The following is a 17280-nucleotide window of genomic DNA, read 5'->3' as shown; positions in this document are numbered from 1 at the left end:
CGTTCACGGTGCCGTTCGGTCCGCACACCTGGCGCGGTGGTCCGGCCGGGTTCGGCAAGCTGCTCGGACCGCACCTGGCGTCACAGGTCGCCTGGCTCCTGCCCGCGGCGGTGTTCGGCGTGGTGGTCGCGGCCGTGGTGCTCGTCCGCCGCCGTGCGGAGCGACCCGGTGCCCTCGGCTCCCCGTTCGGGCACGCGTTCGACACCCGCGCCGGATCCGCCACCCTGGCCGTCCTGGTGGTCTGGCTCGGCACCGCGGCGGCCGTGCTCTCGGTGGCCGCGGTGCCGCACACCGCCTACGTCGCCGCGATCGGCGTGCAGCTGGCCCTGCTCGCAGCCCTCGGGTGGCGCGGTGCGGTCGGGCTCGTCCGGGCGCAGTCTCGAGGGCTCCGGGCGCTCCCGGTCGTCCTCGCCGCGGCGCAGCTCGGCTGGGTGGTGTTCCTCGCGCGGGGCACCGCGATGCCGAGCGTGCTCGCCGTGCCCGCGATCGCCGTCTCGACGGTCGCCGTCGTCGCGACGCTGGTGGCGGTGTGGTGGCGACCCCGCTGGGAGGCGACGCGCGGGCCGGACCGGCACCGGGCCTCCCGGACGGTCATCGCGCTGGCAGCCGGGCTCGCGCTCGTCGCCGGACCCGCCGCGTTCTCCCTGCAGGCCCTCGACGCGACCCGCGACGGCAGCGGCGTCGACGCGTCGGTCGGGCCGTGGCCCGCGCGATGGCCGATCCCGGCCGGCAGCCCGGACGTCTTCCACGTGTCGCGCCCGGACCCGTGGGGCGGTTCGACGCCCTACCCGCGTGCCCTCCGCCGACTCGTCGCGACCGCGCGGCGCCTGGAGGGGTACCGGCACGACGAACCGCTCTTCATGACGGACACGTGGCACATCTCCGCACCCGTGATCGACGCGACCGGGCTGCCGGTGCTGACGGACGGCGGGTTCTCGGGCACCGTGCCCGTCTTCACGACGCACCAGATCCGCCGGAGGATCGCCGACGGCCTGCGCGTCCTCGTCGTCGAGGCCCACGCGCCCCGCACCGACCCGCTCCTGCGCGCCGCTCTGGCCGGGGGCTGCCGAGCGCTCACCAGCGGCACCCGGCACGCACGCCTGCCGATGCAGCCGCGCCGGGCGGACGGCATCACGTGGACCGTCTGGCACTGCGGCCTGCCCGGGCCGTCGGTCGGACCCGGTGCGCACCACCGCCGCGGGTCAGCCCGCGGCGAGCACCTCGCGCAGGGACATCGGCGGACGCCCGGTGATGCGTTCGACGTCGCCGGACACGTGCGCGAGCGCCCCCTCGGCGATGGCCGTGTAGGTGCTCACCCAGGCGTCGGCCTGCCACGGCTCCGGGTTCCACTGCGCACGTGATGCGTACGCCTCGTCGAGGGTCTCCGGGTGGTAGCTGACCGTGCGGCCGCGGACCTCGGACACGATCGCCGCCGCCTGGGCGAGGGTGATCGCCTCGGGGCCGGTCAGCTCGTACGTCTGGTCGCGGTGCGCGTCCGGGTCGTGCAGCACCGCCGTCGCGACGCGGGCGACGTCGGCACGGGCCACCGCGGCCATGGCGCCGTCGCCGGCGGGGCCGCGGATCACGCCGTCCTCACCGACCAGGTCCTCGACGAAGTCCAGGTAGAAGCTGTCGCGCAGGAACGTGAAGGCCATCCCGCTCTCGCGGATCGCCTGCTCCGTCGCCCAGTGGTCGCGTCCGAGCGTGAAGGTCGCGTCCGGAGCCGCGCCGAGGAACGACGTGTAGACCACGTGCCGCACGCCCGCGTCGGCCGCCGCGGCGACGAACGCCCGGTGCTGGTCGAGGCGGTCCTGGGCCTCGGCCGCCGAGACCATGAGCAGCACCTCGACGCCCTGCAGCGCCGCTCGGCTCGCGTCGGCGTCGGCGAAGGTCGCGACGGCGACCTCGGTGCCGGGCAGCTCCGGCGCACGCGAGGCGTCGCGCACGAGCATCCGGAACGGCACGGCGTCCGCGGCGAGCGCCGCGCTCACGGCGCCCCCGATGTTGCCGGTCGCTCCGGTGATGGCGATGGTCATGGTCGCTCCTCGTGTCGGTGTCGCGTGGTCGTCGTCGGGGTCACGTCGTTGTCGGGGAGGCCTGGTGGTCGTCGACGGTCGCGTTGGTCGGTGGTCACGTCCACACCGTCCTGGAGGCCCGGATCACCGTGGGCGCGACCCTCGCGGCGTTCACGCCGTCCACCTCCACCGCCCATGCGCGGGCGGCGTCGTGGTTGCGGCCGTGCCGCATGTGCCGGCCGACCAGGCGGTCGAGCCGCACGTCGTCGGCGACGGCGCAGAACCAGGTCTCGGTGAAGAGCGCCGGCAGCGCCGACCACGGTGCGGTGTCGTCGAGCAGGTAGTTGCCCTCGGACACCACCAGCCGGGCTGCACGGGGCACCGCGATGCTGCCGGCGACGGGTTCGTCCACGCGACGGTCGAAGTCCGGTGCCCACACCACGTCCTCGTCGGCGGCGACGAGTCGGCGGACGAGCGCGACGTACCCGTCGGCGTCGAAGGTGTCCGCCGCGCCCTTGCGGTCGTGCCGGCCGAGGGCGTCGAGCGCCGCGTTCGACAGGTGGAAGCCGTCCATCGGGACCTGCACCGCGGTGCCTGCACCCAGGCGGTCGTCGACGGCGGTGACGATGCGACGGGCGAGCGTGGACTTGCCAGCGCCCGGTGCTCCGGCGATCCCGAGCACCGTGCGGCGGCTCGAACGGGCCAGTTCGACGGCGCGCTCGACGGCCTGGTCGACGGTCGTGCCGGAGTCGCTCACGGCCTCATCCTCGCAGAGTGCACCGACGCCGGGCAGCGGTGGTTCACTTGCCGCATGGTCGATGCGACGAAGGCGTTCAGCGGGTTCTCGGTGCGCGACGTGCCCGAGGCGAAGGCGTTCTACCAGGACGTCCTGGGCCTCGAGGTCACCGAGGACCACGGCATGCTCTTCCTGCAGCTCGGCGGTGGACACCAGGTGCTCGTCTACCCGAAGGGCCCGGGTCACGAACCGGCGGCCTTCACGGTGCTGAACTTCCCGGTGCCGGACATCGACGCCGCGGTCGACGAGCTCACCGCGAAGGGCGTCGTGTTCCTGCAGTACGAGGGGATGACCGACGACCGGGGTGTGAACCGGAAGGGCGGGCCGCTCATCGCCTGGTTCACCGACCCGTCGGGCAACGTCCTCAGCGTCATCGAGGAGTGAACATGTTGCATTCCGAAAGCTGACCGCCGGTGATGCGGTCAGCGGGACAGGGCACCCGCCCAGCCGAGGGCGATCGGCACGAGCAGGCCGTGGCGGTGGTGCGGGAGCTCGGCGACGGGGATCCATCGCGACTCGTCGGTCGAGCCGTCGAGCTCGTGGCGCAGGGCTCCCCCGGTGATCGTCGCCCGGAACACGACCTGCACGGCCTTCATCGGGCGACCGTTGGCGTGGATGCGGCGCTCCGCGGGGACGATGTGGTGTCGGACCCCGAGCAGGGCACCGGCCTGGGCCTCGTACCCGGTCTCCTCGCGGATCTCGCGCACGACGGCCTGCTCGACGGTCTCGTCGAACTCGACCCCGCCGCCCGGCAGCGTCCACGTGCCCGCGTCGGGGTGACGCAGCTTCGCCAGGAGCACGCGGTCACCGTCCGTGATCACGCCGTAGGCGGCGAGCCGGGTGTCGTAGTCCGTGTACTCCATGGGCCGACCATGCCAGGTGGGTGCACCGACGTCTGCCAGCCGCGCCGGGCCTCCAGGCCGTGGGCCGGGGTGGTGCGGACGCTCACCAGCCCGCCGACCGGTCACGACCCCCCGCGGCCCGCACGCCGAGCGGTCACGGACCGTCGGCCCCGCCGCCTGCAAACGACGGAACGTGACCACGCGACGCGATCGTGCGGTGTGTCGCGACCACCCCGCGGGCCGGGTGGCGCGAGTCGCCGCCGCCACGGGCCTCCCGGCCGTCCGGCGTGCTGCCGGGACGTCCACGCCGACGCGCGGTCAGGACACCCCGATGGCTGCCCGCCGAGCGGTCACGAACCGTTGCTTGCGGCACCGCCAAACGACGGAACGTGACCACGCGACGCTGCACGCGCGGGGAGTCGTGACCGCTCGCCGCTGAAAGCCCCGGACCCGCATGGTGCGGACCGGACCCGACGTGCGCGCCCGACCCGGATCAGGCGTTCACGCGTGCCGCTGCCCAGCCCACGCGCATCCGAGCGACCGCCCGGTCGAAGGCGCTGAGCGGTTCCCCGTCGTCTCGGATCACGGACTGCAGCTGGAGCCCCTCGTACAGCGCCATGAGCTGCTCGGCGGCGTGCCGGGGCGAGGCGCCGCGGGGTTCCCGGCCGGCGACGACGTCACGGACCAGGGCGAGGGTGACGTCCTCGAACGCGCGCGTGTACTGGGTGCGGAACCACCCGGCGGCGGGGTGGTGGGGGTTCGAGGCGGCGCTGAGCACGGCGACCCGGAGGCGCACGAGAGCCGGATCTTCCAAGCCCGCGGCGAGCCGGGCTCGCAGGTAGGCGACCGTGCCGTCCCGCTCCGCGATCAACCAGAGCTCGCGTCGGCTGCCGTTGTTCCACTTGTCCATGACCGCGACCACCAGGAGTTCCCACATCGGGTACGCCCGGTGGAACTCGTCGGCCGTGACACCGGCGTGCTCGGCGACCTCGTCGGGCCCGACACGGTGGAAGTCCCCGGCTCGGTAGGCACTGATCGCCCCGGCGACGATGCGTGCGCGGAGGTCGACATCGGTCGTGGGCATGCTGACGATTGTGCGGGGCCGGTCAGCGGCCCGCGACCGCCAGTTCAGGGGGCGCGGCCACCGTCGCCGGCTCTGGGTCAGCCGCGGTCGAACGTCAGCGTCTCGTCATCGGGGGCCCGGACCTCGCCGGTGCGGGCGAAGTCGGCCCAGATCGCCCGGAAGGCCCGGCCGCGGCGCTCGACCTCGGGCCAGTCGCGTTCGGGGACGAACCGGGTGCCGGCCCAGGCCTCGCGGCCACCGAGCAGCAGCGGCAGGTCGCTCATGTGCACGGCTCCGGTCGGGGCGCTCGTGACACCGCGGTGCAGTCGGTAGGAGGTCGCCCGGCCGCCGGCGCGTCGGTGCCGTTCGGTGAACCGTCGGGCGTCGCGCCCGTAGATGACGTCGGACAGCGGACGGACGACCCACCACCGCAGGGCCGACCGCAGCACCCGCGACCGGGTGACCCGACGCAGGCCGGGCACGAGCGGCACGTACATGCCGGCCTCGTCCGAACCGGACCCGATCAGCACGTCGACGTCGGGGGCGACCCGGCTCCACGCGGCGTCGAGGTCACGCTCGGCGGGCAGCGGCGCGAAGCCGTACTGGGTGCCGAAGGGCATGCCGGCGGCGAGCCCGTACGGCGCAGCGGCCCGGATGCCGAGCGCCTGACGGTCGAGCAGGTCCTCGAGCGGGGTGTCGGCGTGCACGGTGCCGACCGCCCGGACCATCGCGCGGTTCATCCGTGCCCGACGGCGGGACAGCCCGAGCGGAGCGCTCTGGATGATCGCGCGGCGGAACAGCCCTTCGGCGCCGGCGCTGATCATCAGGTGCGCAGCTGCGTCCCCGCCGGCCGACTGCCCGAAGACGGTGACCAGCTCGGGGTCGCCGCCGAACGAAGCGATGTTCGCGCGCACCCAGCGCAGCGACTCGACCAGGTCGAGGAGCCCGAGGTTGGCCGGGATCGTCTCGCCGTCACCGAGGAACCCGAGCACGCCGAGCCGGAACGTGACCGACACCACGATCACGCGCTGCTCGGTCACCAGGTCGCGGGCGTCGTAGATCGGCAGGTCGCCGCCGCCGATGACGTACGAGCCACCGTGGATCCAGACCATCACGGGCAGCTGTTCGCCCGGCCGCACGTCGGCGGGCAGCGTGATCGAGAGCCGCTGGCAGTGCTCGTCGACCTCGATGCCCTGGATCGGGTTGAGCAGCAGGTCGACGAACTCCTCGTGCGGCTGCGGTGCGACCGGCGACGGGGTGGACGCGTGCAGCTCGCCCGCGAACGGTGGCATCGGCTGCGGCGGGGCGAACCGTTCGGCCTGCGCGTACGGGATCCCGAGCACCCGCACCACGTCGCCGTCGACCGTCCCGACGATGCGGCCGGCGGGGGTGTCGAACGAGGCGGGCGTGGCGTCGAGCATGGGGTTCACGGTATCGGTGCGGCGACGACACGAGCGGACGTGACGAAAGGCCGCCCCGATGCGATCGGGACGGCCTCACTCCGGCTCGGGAGCCGGGTGCACGTGGTGCTCGGCGTCAGTTCGAACGACCGTTGACGTCGCGTCGGTCGTCGTCGTTCCAGTCGGGCTTGCGCACGCCGGACTTCGCGATGCCGCGGCTGACGACGTAGGCGGCCGTCACGATCGCGACGTACAGCCAGGCCTGGTCGGCACCGAAGCCGGTGTGGCCCTCGTCCGCGTTGTCCACGACGGCCGACGCGACGAGGATCGCGATGGACACGACCAGCCAGGCGTAGAACTCGGTGGTCTTGAGTGCGGACTTGGTCTCGTTCCAGGTGGCACGGACGACCGAGTCGTGTCGTGCGGGATTTCCTGCCGTGTTCGACATGGTCACTCCTTCTGATCTCCGCCACCGGACATCGATGGCGTCATGACCGCAACAGTTGTCTCGCCTGGCTGATTACTTCCCCAGTTTGGGTTCCCAGGGAGGTCGGGGAACATGGGGTTTGTCCACCAAACGACAGGACGCAGGGGCGACCATGAGCGAAGACGACCAGCATCGCGGATCCGATCTGTTCGACCGGCAGCCGCGCACCGCCGAGGGTGCCGCCGCGATCGCGAGTCTGCAGGCCCTGAGCGACAGCGTCCACGAGGCCGACGAGCAGGCGCTCCGCACCCTGGGGATGCTCCCCATCGATGCCCTCGCCCTGCGACACCTGGTGCTCGCGCGCCGCGATGGACGGACGGTCAACCCCACACAGCTCGCCCGGGCGTTGCGGCTCTCCACCGCGGGGATCACGAAGCTCATCGACCGCCTGGTGCGTGACGGCCGGGCCGAGCGGCGGCCGAACGCCGCGGACCGGCGCGGCATCCTCGTCACGGCGGCCGGGTCCGCCGAGCAGGACCTCGCGCGTGCCTACGGGCACATCCACGCTCCGCTCATCGAGACCATCGACGCGCTGAGCGTCGACGAGGCGACGGCGGTCCGACGGTTCGCTTCCCGCCTGGCCGAGGCGCTCCGGCAGGAGCTGCCCTCCCCCGGCGCCCCCTGACGCCGGCCCGGCGCGGTGGGTCGGTGGCTGCGACGGACTGGAGGCCCGTGGCGGCGTCGCCACGGGCCTCCAGTCCGTCCTCTTGTCGCGTTGCGCGACGTGTGGTCGCGTTGCGCGACGGGCGCTACCGCACCCGCTTGATGGGGATGACGACGAGTGCGCCGATGATGGCGATCGCGCCGGCGGCCCAGCACATGAGCGTGTAGTTGTCGGCGGCGTCCCCGGACCCGATCTTCAGGAAGAACAGGGCGACGGCCGGCGCGAGCGACTGCGGCAGGGCGTTGGCGATGTTGATGACGCCGAGGTCCTTACCGGGACGGTCCGCGTTGGGCAGCACGTCGACGACGAGTGCGGTGTCGATCGCGGAGTAGATGCCGTAGGCGAAGCCCATGATGACCTCGGCGACGTAGAAGCCGTTCACCGTGTCGGCGTGCGCCAGCACGATGAGTCCGACCGCGAACATCGCCGTGGAGCCACCGACGAACACCTTGCGGCGACCGAGCTTGTCCGAGGCCCAGCCGGACAGCGCCGCACTGACCAGCAGCGCGATCGTGTAGAGCAGCACACCGAAGGCGACGGCGGCCGTCGCCTCCTTCGCGCTCTCGATGCCGAGGTGCTGCTCCATGTAGAGCAGGCGGTACGTCGTGAACATGAAGGTCGCGAAGATGATGAGGAAGCGCGACCACCACGCGAACGCGAAGTCCGGGTTCTTGACCGGGTTCGTCCAGAACGACGCGATGAGGTTCAGGAACGTGAACTTCTTGAGCTTGTACGTGGGCAGGTCGTCCCGCGCGACGACGGCGTACACGGCGACCAGGATGATCGCCAGGATGCCGGGCGCGATGAACAGCACGGGCAGGTTCGCGACGAAGAAGACCGACAGGTAGGTGCCGGCGAGCACGGCGATGTTCTGCGCGAGCGCGATGATGCTCGAGGACCGGCCGCGCTGCAGCTGCGGCACGTTGTCGGCGAAGCTCGCGAGCAGGGTGGCGAGCGTGGCGTTCGCGGCGAGCTGGGCGAGCAGCCAGGCCAGCGTCAGGTTGAGGACGTCGGGCGAGTAGGCGATCCACGCGAGGGCGATCGCGAAGACCACCACACCGCTGACCAGCCAGGGGCGACGACGGCCCCAGCGCGTGCGGGTGCGGTCGGACAGGGCACCCGCGAGGGGGTTCATGATGAGCGCACCGAACGCGCCGATCGGCAGCACCGAGCCGATGACGTTCGCAGCGTCGTCGCCGACCAGGGCCTGCGCCTTGAGCTGCATGCTCACGTAGACGGGCGCCATGAGCGCGACGAAGAGGCCGAACTGCCCGAGGAACAGGGCGATCTGGTAGCCGATGCCCACCTTGACCGTGCTGACGGGCTGGGTGATGCCCTCTTCCGGGTTGAGCAGTGCCGGGCTGCCGGGTTCGGGTGTGCTCATGACGCCTCCTTGAGTCGATGAAAACCTTGCCTGACAAGGTTTTTCCGACGCGAGCATACATCGACACGTGTTGTCTGCAACACCGGCCGCGTCCCGGGCCGTGACGCGCGGGCCATCCGGGCCGCGTCACACGGGGCAGCAAAAACTACACACCGGGTGGTTTTTGGGGTAGCGTCGTCATCGATCTCGCCGCGGAGCATCGCTCCTCGACGGGCCGCGACACCCAGACAGGATCGAAGGAGCCTCTGCAATGCCCACCACTTCTGTGCAGCTGTACTCGCTGCGCGACGCCATCGCCGAAGACCTCGACAAGGCCATCGCCCGTGTCGCCGAGATCGGGTACGAGAACGTCGAGCCCTACGCGTTCGTCGAGCGCGCCACCGACCTCGAGCGTGCGTTCGCGGCCACCGGCCTCAAGGCTCCGTCCGGCCACGTCGCCGTGATCGACGCCGAGGACACCGCGCCGATCTGGGACGCCGCCGAGCGCCTCGGCATCCGCACCGTCATCGACCCGTTCATCCCGACCGACCGCTGGCAGACCGCCGACGACGTCGCGAAGATCGCCGAGCGCGTCAACGAGCTGACCGCCGAGGCGGCCGGCCGTGGCCTGCAGTTCGGCTACCACAACCACCAGTGGGAGTTCACGAACAAGGTCGACGGCCGCACCGTCTACGACCTCTTCGTGTCGCAGCTGTCGCCGGAGACCGTCCTCGAGGTCGACACCTTCTGGGCGACCGTCGGGGGCGCCGACGCCCCCGCCGTGCTCAAGGGCCTGGGCGACCGTGTCGTCGCGATCCACGTCAAGGACGGCAAGGTCGACGGTGACATCCGCACCGCGCTGCCCTCGTCCGAGAGCGCCCTCATCGTGCCCGAGGCGCTGCAGCGCGCCTTCGAGAACCAGACGCCGGCCGGTCAGGGCGACGTCGACGTGGCCGCGATCCTCGCCGCCGCACCGCAGGCGATCCGCGTGGTCGAGTTCGACGCGTACAAGGGCGACGTCTTCGAGGGCATCACCGAGTCCCTCACCTGGCTCAAGGACAACGACAAGTGAGCCGTGTCGGGATCGGCATCATCGGTGCCGGCAACATCTCCACCCAGTACCTCGAGAACCTGACCAAGTTCGCCGACGTCGAGGTCCGCTTCGTCGCCGACGTGCTGCTCGAGCGTGCCGCTGCGCAGGCGGCTGCGTACGGCGTCGCCTCGTCGGGATCGGTCGAGGAACTCCTCGCCCGCGACGACATCTCGATCGTGATCAACCTGACGATCCCGGCCGCACACGCCGAGGTCGACCAGCAGATCATCGACGCCGGCAAGCACGTCTGGAGCGAGAAGCCGATCGCGACCGACCACGCGTCGGCCGCCGCGGTGCTCGAGTCGGCGAAGGCCAAGGGCCTGCGCGTCGCGACCGCTCCGGACACCGTGCTCGGCGCGGGCATCCAGACGGCGCTCCGGGCCATCGCCCGCGGTGACATCGGCGAGCCGCTCTCCGCGACGACGCTGTTCCACGTGCCCGGACCCGAGGCGTGGCACCCGAACCCGGACTTCCTGTTCGCCACCGGTGCCGGCCCCCTGTTCGACATGGGCCCGTACTACGTGACGACCCTGGTGCACGCGTTCGGCACCGCCTCGCGCGTGCAGGCCGTCTCGTCGAAGTCGCTCGACCGTCGCACGATCGCGTCCGGCCCCCGCGCCGGCGAGACGTTCCCGGTCGAGGTCCCGACGCACCACGCGGCCCTGATCGAGTTCGCCGGCGGGCAGTCCGCCCAGTCGACGTTCTCGTTCCAGCACGCCCTGCCGCGCATGGGCTTCGTCGAGATCAACGGCACGCTCGGCACGATCTCGCTGCCGGACCCGAACACGTTCGAGGGCTCGTCGCAGCTCTGGCGCTACGGGCAGGACGAGCCCGAGACGCTCGAGGCGGTCGGCTCCACCTGGGGTCGTGGCACCGGTGTCGTCGAGCTCGCCCGCGCCATCGCCGAGGACCGCCCCGAGCGTGCCTCCGGCGCCGTCGCGCTGCACGTGCTCGACGTGCTGCTCGGCATCCGTGACGCGGCCGAGTCGGGTTCCGCCGTCGACATCACGTCGGCCGTGGACGCGATCCCGCCGCTCCCCGAGGACTTCGACCCCGCGGCAGCCGTGCTGACCGCCGGCGCGAACGCCTAGGAGCGCCCAGGAGCGCCACACGCACCACTTCGTGAGCAGCAATGGTCGGGTCCCGAACGGGGACCCGACCATTGCTGCTCACCAGGGTGTGTGATCGCTCGACCCTGCGCTCCGTGGACCGGACCGCGCGGTTCGGCCAACGGATCCGCGCTCGTCGGCCATCTGGAACGGCCCGAAGTCGGTGGCTTCTTCACTCGGGTGATGAGAACCATGGGTGTGGAGGAGGAGCTGCTCCTCATCGACCGGTCGACGGGCGTGCCCGTGCCGGTCGCCGACGGTGTGCTGGCCGGTGCGAGGGCGACGCGGGTGCCGGACCCCGGCGGCGTCGTGGGCGAGATGCAGCGCGAGATGATCGAGGTCACCACCCGCCCGCACACCTCGCTCGCCGCGCTCGGCGCGCAGGTGCTCGACAACCGGGCACTCGTCGAACAGGTCGCGAACGGCTTCGGTGCGCACGCCGCCCCGCTCGCGACGTCGCCGACTCCGGTGACCCCGCACGTGAGCGACGGCGCCCGGTACCACCGGATGATGCAGCGCTACGGGTCCATCCCCCGGCAGGGCCTGACCTGCGGCCTGCACGTCCACGTCGCGATCGACTCCCCCGCCGAGGGTGTCGCGGTGCTCGACCGGATCCGCACGTGGACACCGGTGCTCATCGCCCTGAGTGCCAACTCCCCCTTCCATGCCGGAGTGGACACCGGTCATGCGAGTTTCCGGTCGATCGCCTGGAGCCAGTGGCCGTCGGCCGGGCCGATGGAGCGGTTCGGCTCCGAGGAGCGCTACCGCGCCGTCACCGAGGGCATGCTCCGCACCGGCGCCCTGCTCGACGAGGGGATGCTCTACCTCGACGCGCGCCTGTCCCACGCACACCCGACCGTCGAGGTCCGCGTCGCCGACGTCCCCCTCGACCCCGCGGTGACCGTGACGATCGCCGGACTCGTCCGGGCGATGGTCGACACCGCTGCCGAGGAGTGGCGTTCAGGGTCGCTCGAGCGCGACACCCCCGCCTGCACCGTCCGGCTCGCGAACTGGCGCGCTGCGCTCGAGGGCCTGGACGGTGAACTGGTCGACCCGTTGACGGGCCGCGCCGCACCCGCACGCGAGGTCGTCACGCTCCTGCTCGCCCACGTGCTGCCGGCGCTCGTCGCGAACGGCGACGACCAGCTCGTCGAACGCGGCCTGGCCGACCTGTTCGCGCGCGGCACCGGCGCGTCCAGGCAACGTGCGGCCTACGCGACGACCGGTGACCTCGGGCAGGTCGCACTCGCTGCCGCGATGACGAGCGTGCACGCACGGACCGGCCGCGTCGCAGCCGGCCTGTGGCCCGGTGCGGACACCGGTTCGGTCATCGGGGGTCACCCGGCGAGCTCGGGCCTCAGCGGTGCGGTCGGCTGATGGGTTCCAGGTGGCAACCGTTCCCCCGGATCGCTCGTCGACACCGGGGCGTCATCGCACTCGTGAACTCGATCTCGAACGCCTCGGCCCAGCCGGTGCTCGACGATTCGACGTCGAGCAGGAACTCGACCGGGGTCCACTCCGGGTCGTCGCAGCCGGCCGGTCGGACGGGCAGGACGCGGGTGGAGAAGCCCGCGATCCACGCCCGGTGCAGCACACCCGGCAGGCTCCGCGCCAGGACCTCGCGGGGCAACACGACCCGTATCCACATCTCGCTGCCTTCCACCCGTTCCTTCAGACACTTTGCGCACCCGATGGACAGAATCAACGCGACCGCACCTCACGGTCAGAGCAGCCTCGCGCTTTCCGAACGATCCGATGGGAGCACCCCGTGACCGACCTCGAGAACCCGCCCGTCCTCGGCGAACACCCGGCGGACGTCGGCCCAGGACGCCCGGTGAAGCTCGGCGCGCGATTCGTGCACTGGCACACCACCACCGACCACAAGACGATCGGCAACCTGTACCTGGTGACGTCGTTCGGGTACTTCTGCCTGGCCGGGGTCATGGCCGTGGTGATGCGGACGGAGCTCTTCACACCGGCGCTCGACGTGCTCGAGACCCGCGAGGAGTACAACCAGCTGCTCACGATGCACGGCACCGTCATGCTGCTGCTGTTCGCGACGCCGTTGTTCTCCGGGTTCGCCAACGCGATCATGCCGCTGCAGATCGGCGCACCGGACGTCGCGTTCCCCCGGCTCAACGCGTTCTCGTACTGGCTCTACGCGATGGGCAGCCTGGTGACGATGGGCGGGTTCCTGACACCGGGCGGAGCGGCCGCGTTCGGGTGGACGGCCTACGCACCGCTGTCGGACACCACCTTCGAACCGGGCATCGGCGGGCACCTCTGGGTCGCCGGCCTGAGCATGACCGGATTCAGCACGATCCTCGGCGCCGTGAACTTCATCACGACCGTCATCACCATGCGCGCCCCTGGGATGACGATGTTCCGGATGCCGATCTTCACGTGGAACGTGCTGATCACGTCGATCCTCGTGCTGATGGCGTTCCCGGTGCTGGCGGTGGCGCTGTTCGGCCTGCTGCTCGACCGGGTCTTCGACGCGCAGATCTTCAACCCGGCCAACGGCGGACCCCTGCTGTGGCAGCACCTGTTCTGGTTCTTCGGCCACCCCGAGGTCTACGTGATCGCCCTGCCGTTCTTCGGCATCGTGTCCGAGGTGTTCCCGGCCTTCAGCCGGAAGCCGATCTTCGGCTACAAGACGCTCGTGTACGCGACGATCTCGATCGCGGCGCTGTCCGTGTCGGTGTGGGCGCACCACATGTTCGCGACGGGTGGGGTCCTGCTGCCGTGGTTCTCACTCATGACGATGCTGATCGCCGTGCCGACCGGCGTGAAGATCTTCAACTGGGTCGGCACGATGTGGCGGGGGTCGGTGACCTTCGAGACGCCGATCCTGTGGGCGATCGGGTTCCTCGTGACCTTCACGTTCGGCGGACTGACGGGCGTGATCCTGGCGTCGCCGCCGCTCGACTTCCACGTCCACGACACCTACTTCGTCGTGGCGCACTTCCACTACGTGGTCTTCGGGACCGTCGTCTTCGCGATGTTCTCGGGGTTCTTCTTCTGGTGGCCGAAGTTCACGGGCAAGATGCTCGACGAGCGACTCGGCAAGGTGCAGTTCTGGATGCTGTTCATCGGGTTCCACATGACGTTCCTGATCCAGCACTGGCTCGGCGTCATCGCGATGCCCCGCCGGTACGCGAGCTACCTGCCCGAGGACGACATCACCTGGCTGCACCAGGTCTCGACGGTGGGTGCGGTCCTGACGGCGGCGTCGATGATCCCGTTCTTCCTGAACATCGTGCAGACGATGCGGAAGGGCCGCAAGGTGCTCGTCAACGACCCGTGGGGCTACGGCCGGTCGCTCGAGTGGGCGACCAGCTGCCCGCCGCCCCGGCACAACTTCACGTCGGTACCGCGGATCCGGTCGGAGTCGCCGGCGTTCGACCTGAACCACCCCGAGGCCGGTGTCCCGGTCGGGGTGGGCCCGGCGATGGACGCCCCGGACGCGGCCACCCACGACCAGGCGACGGGCAAGACCCGGCACCCGAAGGAGACCGACCAGAAGTTCTGACGGCACCACTTCGTGAGCAGCAATGGTCGGGTCCCGAACGGGGACCCGACCATTTCTGCTCACCAAGCGAAACCGCGCGAGCGCGCCGCCCGCGCGACCCTTCAGACCAGCGCGGTGAAGGACGCGTCGCGCACGAGCAGCGTCGCCGCGTCGCCCACCACGGCCTGGTCGGGATCGCTCGACAGCCCGAGGGACCAGCTGCCCCCACCCGGACGCTCCGGCAGCGTGAACTCCACCGTGGTGTCCGACGCGTTCAGCAGCACGGCCACGGTGTCGTCGCCCTGGTGCAACACGAGCGTCACGGCCCGGTTGCCGCCGTCCGCCCAGTCGCCGTCCTCGAACCCGGCGGCGTCGGCACGGAGCACGGTCACCGTCGACTCCGAGTCACCCGGCGCGGTGCGGAACCACTCCGGACGCAGGGCCTGGTGCTGCCGACGGAACGCGATGGCCGCCGTGGTGAAGGCGAGCAGGTCCTGGTCGGCGGCGGCCCAGTCGAACCACGAGATCTCGTCGTCCTGGCAGTAAGCGTTGTTGTTGCCGCCCTGTGACCGGGCGAGCTCGTCGCCACCCAGGATCATCGGCACGCCGGCGGAGAGCAGCAGGGTGCCGAGGAAGTTGCGGCGCTGCCGGTCGCGGTAGTCGTTCACCGCGCCGTCATCGGTCGGGCCCTCGATGCCGCCGTTGAACGAGGCGTTGTCGCTCTCGCCGTCGTTGTTGTCCTCGCCGTTCGCCTCGTTGTGCTTGTCGGCGTACATCGTCAGGTCGGCCAGGGTGAAACCGTCGTGGGCGGTCACGAAGTCGATCGAGCACAGCGGGGAGCGCCGTGAGCCCTCGTAGACGTCGGGGCTGCCCAGGACCCGCTGGACGGCGTCGCCGAGCGCACCCTCGTCGCCGCGCCAGAATGCGCGCAGGTCGTCGCGGTACTTGCCGTTCCACTCGGACCAGTCGGCCGGGAACCCGCCGACCTGGTAGCCGGCGGTGTCCCACGGCTCGGCGATCATCTTGACCTCACGCAGCACGGGGTCCTGGTGGATGATGTCGAGGAACGCGGAGTGCTTCTCGGCCTCGCCGTCCTGGCGGGTGAGCGTCGTGGCCAGGTCGAACCGGAAGCCGTCGACGTGCATCTCCTCGACCCAGTAGCGGAGCGAGTCCATGATGAGTCCGAGGGCCGCCGGGTGCCCGACGTTCAGGCTGTTGCCGGTGCCGGTGGTGTCGAAGTAGTTCGCCTCGTCACCCTCGACCAGCCGGTAGTACGACTGGTTGTCGATCCCCTTGAACGACAGCGTCGGGCCCATGTGGTTGCCCTCGGCGGTGTGGTTGTAGACGACGTCCATGATGACCTCGAGCCCCGCGGCGTGCAGGGCCTTCACCATCGCCTTGAACTCGGCGACCTGCTGCCCGGCGGTGCCGGAGGACGAGTACTCGTCGTGCGGCGCGAAGAAGCCGATGCTGTTGTAGCCCCAGTAGTTGCGGAGGCCCTTGTCGAGGAGCGTCGAGTCCTGCACGAACTGGTGCGTCGGCAGCAGCTCGACCGCGGTGACCCCGAGGTCGGTCAGGTGCTTGATCGCTGCCGGGTGGGCCATGCCGGCGTAGGTGCCGCGGATCTCCTCGGGGACGTCCGGGTGCTGCTTCGTGAAGCCCTTGACGTGCACCTCGTACACGACGGTGTCGGCGAGCGGGGTCCGCAGCAGGGTGTCACCGTCCCAGTCGAAGGACCGGTCGGCGACGACGGACTTGGGCATCGCGCTGGCCGAGTCCGTCTCGTCGATCTGCTCGGGCTCGTTCATGTCGTGACCGAAGAGCGCCTGGCCCCACTCGTACTCGCCGTCGACGGCGGTGGCGTAGGGGTCGAGCAGGAGCTTCGCGCCGTTGTGCCGCAGGCCGTTCGCCGGGTCCCACGCACCGTGCACGCGGAAGCCGTAGCGGGTGCCGACGGTCACGCCGGGGACGACGTCGTGGAAGGTGTAGCCGGTGCGGTTGCGGAGCTCGGTGCGGTGCTCGGTGCCGTCGTCGTCGAAGGTGCAGAACTCGACCCGCTCGGCGGTGCTCGAGAACAGGGCGACGTTGGCGCCCCCGTCGACGAGCGTGACGCCGAGCGGGGTGCGCGTGGAAGTGGTCATGCTGCCCTTCTACCGGCCGGTCGCTGTGCCACCGGCGGTCTGGGCGTACCCCTGGCCGCTCAGCGCACCGGCGGGACGAGCTGCTCGAGCAGCCGCAGCACCCGCTCGCCGTCGACGGCGTCGGGGTCGAGCAGCCACTGGACCTGCAGTCCGTCGGATGCCGCGATGCTCAGGCTCGCCAGGTCGACCGGGTCCAGGTCGGCGCGGATCCGGCCACTCGCCTGGTCCGCCTCGATCAGTTCGGCGAGTTCGGCACGCAGGCGGGCGAAGCGTTCGCGCATGAAGTCGCGTGTGGCCGGGTGGCCCTCCTGCACGGCGTCGGCCGCGAGGGTCGTGTACAGCTGCACCAGCCCCGGCACGGCCCGGTTGCGCGATGCGCTCTCGCGCATGTCGCCGATCGCCGACTTCATCCGGTCGGGCGCGCCCTGCTCGCGGACCTCGTGCTCCCGGTAGACGGCGAGCAGCAGTTCGTCACGGCTCGGGAAGTAGTGGCGCAGTGCCGCGTGCGTGATCCCGAGGGCCTCGGCCACCGAGCGGAGCGACGATGCGTCGACCCCCTGCTCCGCGACCATGCGGATCATCTCGTCGAGGATCTGCGTGCGCCGCTCGGCGCCCTTGCGGTACCCGCCGCGGCGCGGCTGGGCCGCGTCGGCGTCGTCCGCGGGGAGGGTCATGCACCCAACTTACCGCTGGAAGGTTTTCTCGCCACCGTCCGGACTGGAGGCCCGTGGCGGGCGCACCACGGGCCTCCAGTCCGTATCGGGGTCGCGTCGCACCCGCCGGGTCGCGTCAGCCG

General features: G+C 71.2%; 16 protein-coding genes. 6 read left to right on the top strand and 10 right to left on the bottom strand.

Translation table 11 applies throughout. The annotated features are described in order from the left end of the window. Positions 1 to 1202 precede the first annotated feature (1202 nt). Together DEJ19_RS00475 and DEJ19_RS00470 are read right to left on the bottom strand one after the other, a co-directional pair. Positions 1203 to 2036, bottom strand: coding sequence for an SDR family oxidoreductase (locus DEJ19_RS00475; RefSeq protein ID WP_111232501.1), 834 nt, complete (start codon positions 2034 to 2036; stop codon positions 1203 to 1205). A 94-nt stretch (positions 2037 to 2130) separates the two neighbouring features. After that, a complete protein-coding gene (locus DEJ19_RS00470; protein ID WP_111232502.1) occupies positions 2131 to 2772 on the bottom strand; it encodes a nucleoside/nucleotide kinase family protein in 642 nt (213 codons plus the stop codon). 54 nt (positions 2773 to 2826) lie between these two features. Here DEJ19_RS00470 and DEJ19_RS00465 point away from each other — a divergent pair, with 54 nt between their 5' ends. After that, positions 2827 to 3195: a VOC family protein gene (locus DEJ19_RS00465; RefSeq protein ID WP_111232503.1), complete on the top strand. Its 369-nt coding sequence runs from the start codon at positions 2827 to 2829 to the stop codon at positions 3193 to 3195. Positions 3196 to 3233: 38 nt separating this feature from the next. Here the strand turns inward: DEJ19_RS00465 and DEJ19_RS00460 are convergent, their stop codons facing one another. From DEJ19_RS00460 to DEJ19_RS00445, 4 genes are all read right to left on the bottom strand, one after another. Continuing rightward, positions 3234 to 3674: an NUDIX hydrolase gene (locus DEJ19_RS00460; RefSeq protein WP_027466986.1), complete on the bottom strand. Its 441-nt coding sequence runs from the start codon at positions 3672 to 3674 to the stop codon at positions 3234 to 3236. A 472-nt stretch (positions 3675 to 4146) separates the two neighbouring features. Beyond that, positions 4147 to 4737 (bottom strand): TetR/AcrR family transcriptional regulator, encoded by a 591-nt coding sequence (locus DEJ19_RS00455; protein WP_111232504.1) that lies wholly within the window; start codon positions 4735 to 4737, stop codon positions 4147 to 4149. Between the two features lie 77 nt (positions 4738 to 4814). Next, the gene (locus tag DEJ19_RS00450) at positions 4815 to 6137 is read right to left on the bottom strand and encodes a carboxylesterase family protein (RefSeq protein WP_111232505.1); all 1323 of its coding nucleotides are present in this window, start codon (positions 6135 to 6137) and stop codon (positions 4815 to 4817) included. Positions 6138 to 6252: 115 nt separating this feature from the next. Continuing rightward, entirely contained in the window at positions 6253 to 6564 is a 312-nt protein-coding gene (locus DEJ19_RS00445; RefSeq protein ID WP_110863626.1) for a hypothetical protein, read from the bottom strand. Between the two features lie 151 nt (positions 6565 to 6715). Here DEJ19_RS00445 and DEJ19_RS00440 point away from each other — a divergent pair, with 151 nt between their 5' ends. Further along, positions 6716 to 7228, top strand: coding sequence for a MarR family winged helix-turn-helix transcriptional regulator (locus DEJ19_RS00440; RefSeq protein WP_111232506.1), 513 nt, complete (start codon positions 6716 to 6718; stop codon positions 7226 to 7228). Positions 7229 to 7352: 124 nt separating this feature from the next. Here the strand turns inward: DEJ19_RS00440 and DEJ19_RS00435 are convergent, their stop codons facing one another. After that, entirely contained in the window at positions 7353 to 8651 is a 1299-nt protein-coding gene (locus DEJ19_RS00435) for an MFS transporter (protein WP_111232507.1), read from the bottom strand. A 250-nt stretch (positions 8652 to 8901) separates the two neighbouring features. Between DEJ19_RS00435 and DEJ19_RS00430 the strand changes: the two genes are divergently transcribed. The 3 genes from DEJ19_RS00430 to DEJ19_RS00420 all read left to right on the top strand — a co-directional run bounded on the left by DEJ19_RS00430 (position 8902) and on the right by DEJ19_RS00420 (position 12209). Then, positions 8902 to 9702 carry a sugar phosphate isomerase/epimerase family protein gene (locus tag DEJ19_RS00430; RefSeq protein WP_181243003.1) on the top strand — a complete coding sequence of 267 codons (801 nt, stop codon included), beginning with the start codon at positions 8902 to 8904 and terminating at the stop codon, positions 9700 to 9702. Beyond that, positions 9699 to 10814 (top strand): Gfo/Idh/MocA family protein, encoded by a 1116-nt coding sequence (locus tag DEJ19_RS00425; RefSeq protein WP_110863630.1) that lies wholly within the window; start codon positions 9699 to 9701, stop codon positions 10812 to 10814. The genes DEJ19_RS00430 and DEJ19_RS00425 overlap by 4 nt, the downstream gene beginning before the upstream one ends. 201 nt (positions 10815 to 11015) lie before the next feature. Continuing rightward, the gene (locus DEJ19_RS00420) at positions 11016 to 12209 is read left to right on the top strand and encodes a carboxylate-amine ligase (RefSeq protein ID WP_220035284.1); all 1194 of its coding nucleotides are present in this window, start codon (positions 11016 to 11018) and stop codon (positions 12207 to 12209) included. Here the strand turns inward: DEJ19_RS00420 and DEJ19_RS00415 are convergent. Beyond that, the gene (locus DEJ19_RS00415; RefSeq protein ID WP_146250606.1) at positions 12190 to 12465 is read right to left on the bottom strand and encodes a hypothetical protein; all 276 of its coding nucleotides are present in this window, start codon (positions 12463 to 12465) and stop codon (positions 12190 to 12192) included. The genes DEJ19_RS00420 and DEJ19_RS00415 overlap by 20 nt on opposite strands. A 201-nt stretch (positions 12466 to 12666) precedes the next feature. On the opposite strand from DEJ19_RS00415, the gene ctaD reads away from it, so the two are divergent. Then, positions 12667 to 14364: an aa3-type cytochrome oxidase subunit I gene (ctaD, locus tag DEJ19_RS00410; protein WP_258377347.1), complete on the top strand. Its 1698-nt coding sequence runs from the start codon at positions 12667 to 12669 to the stop codon at positions 14362 to 14364. Positions 14365 to 14465: 101 nt separating this feature from the next. Here ctaD and glgX read toward each other — a convergent pair whose 3' ends face one another. Together glgX and DEJ19_RS00400 are read right to left on the bottom strand one after the other, a co-directional pair. Beyond that, positions 14466 to 16484: a glycogen debranching protein GlgX gene (glgX, locus tag DEJ19_RS00405; RefSeq protein WP_111232510.1), complete on the bottom strand. Its 2019-nt coding sequence runs from the start codon at positions 16482 to 16484 to the stop codon at positions 14466 to 14468. Between the two features lie 59 nt (positions 16485 to 16543). Continuing rightward, a complete protein-coding gene (locus DEJ19_RS00400; protein WP_111232511.1) occupies positions 16544 to 17158 on the bottom strand; it encodes a TetR/AcrR family transcriptional regulator in 615 nt (204 codons plus the stop codon). Positions 17159 to 17280: the final 122 nt, after the last annotated feature.

The sequence above is a fragment of the Curtobacterium sp. MCSS17_016 genome (genome assembly GCF_003234255.2).
Lineage (GTDB): Bacteria > Actinomycetota > Actinomycetes > Actinomycetales > Microbacteriaceae > Curtobacterium > Curtobacterium flaccumfaciens.
Note: the sequence above shows the minus strand (reverse complement) of the source record. Positions and strands in the feature narration are given on the sequence as shown.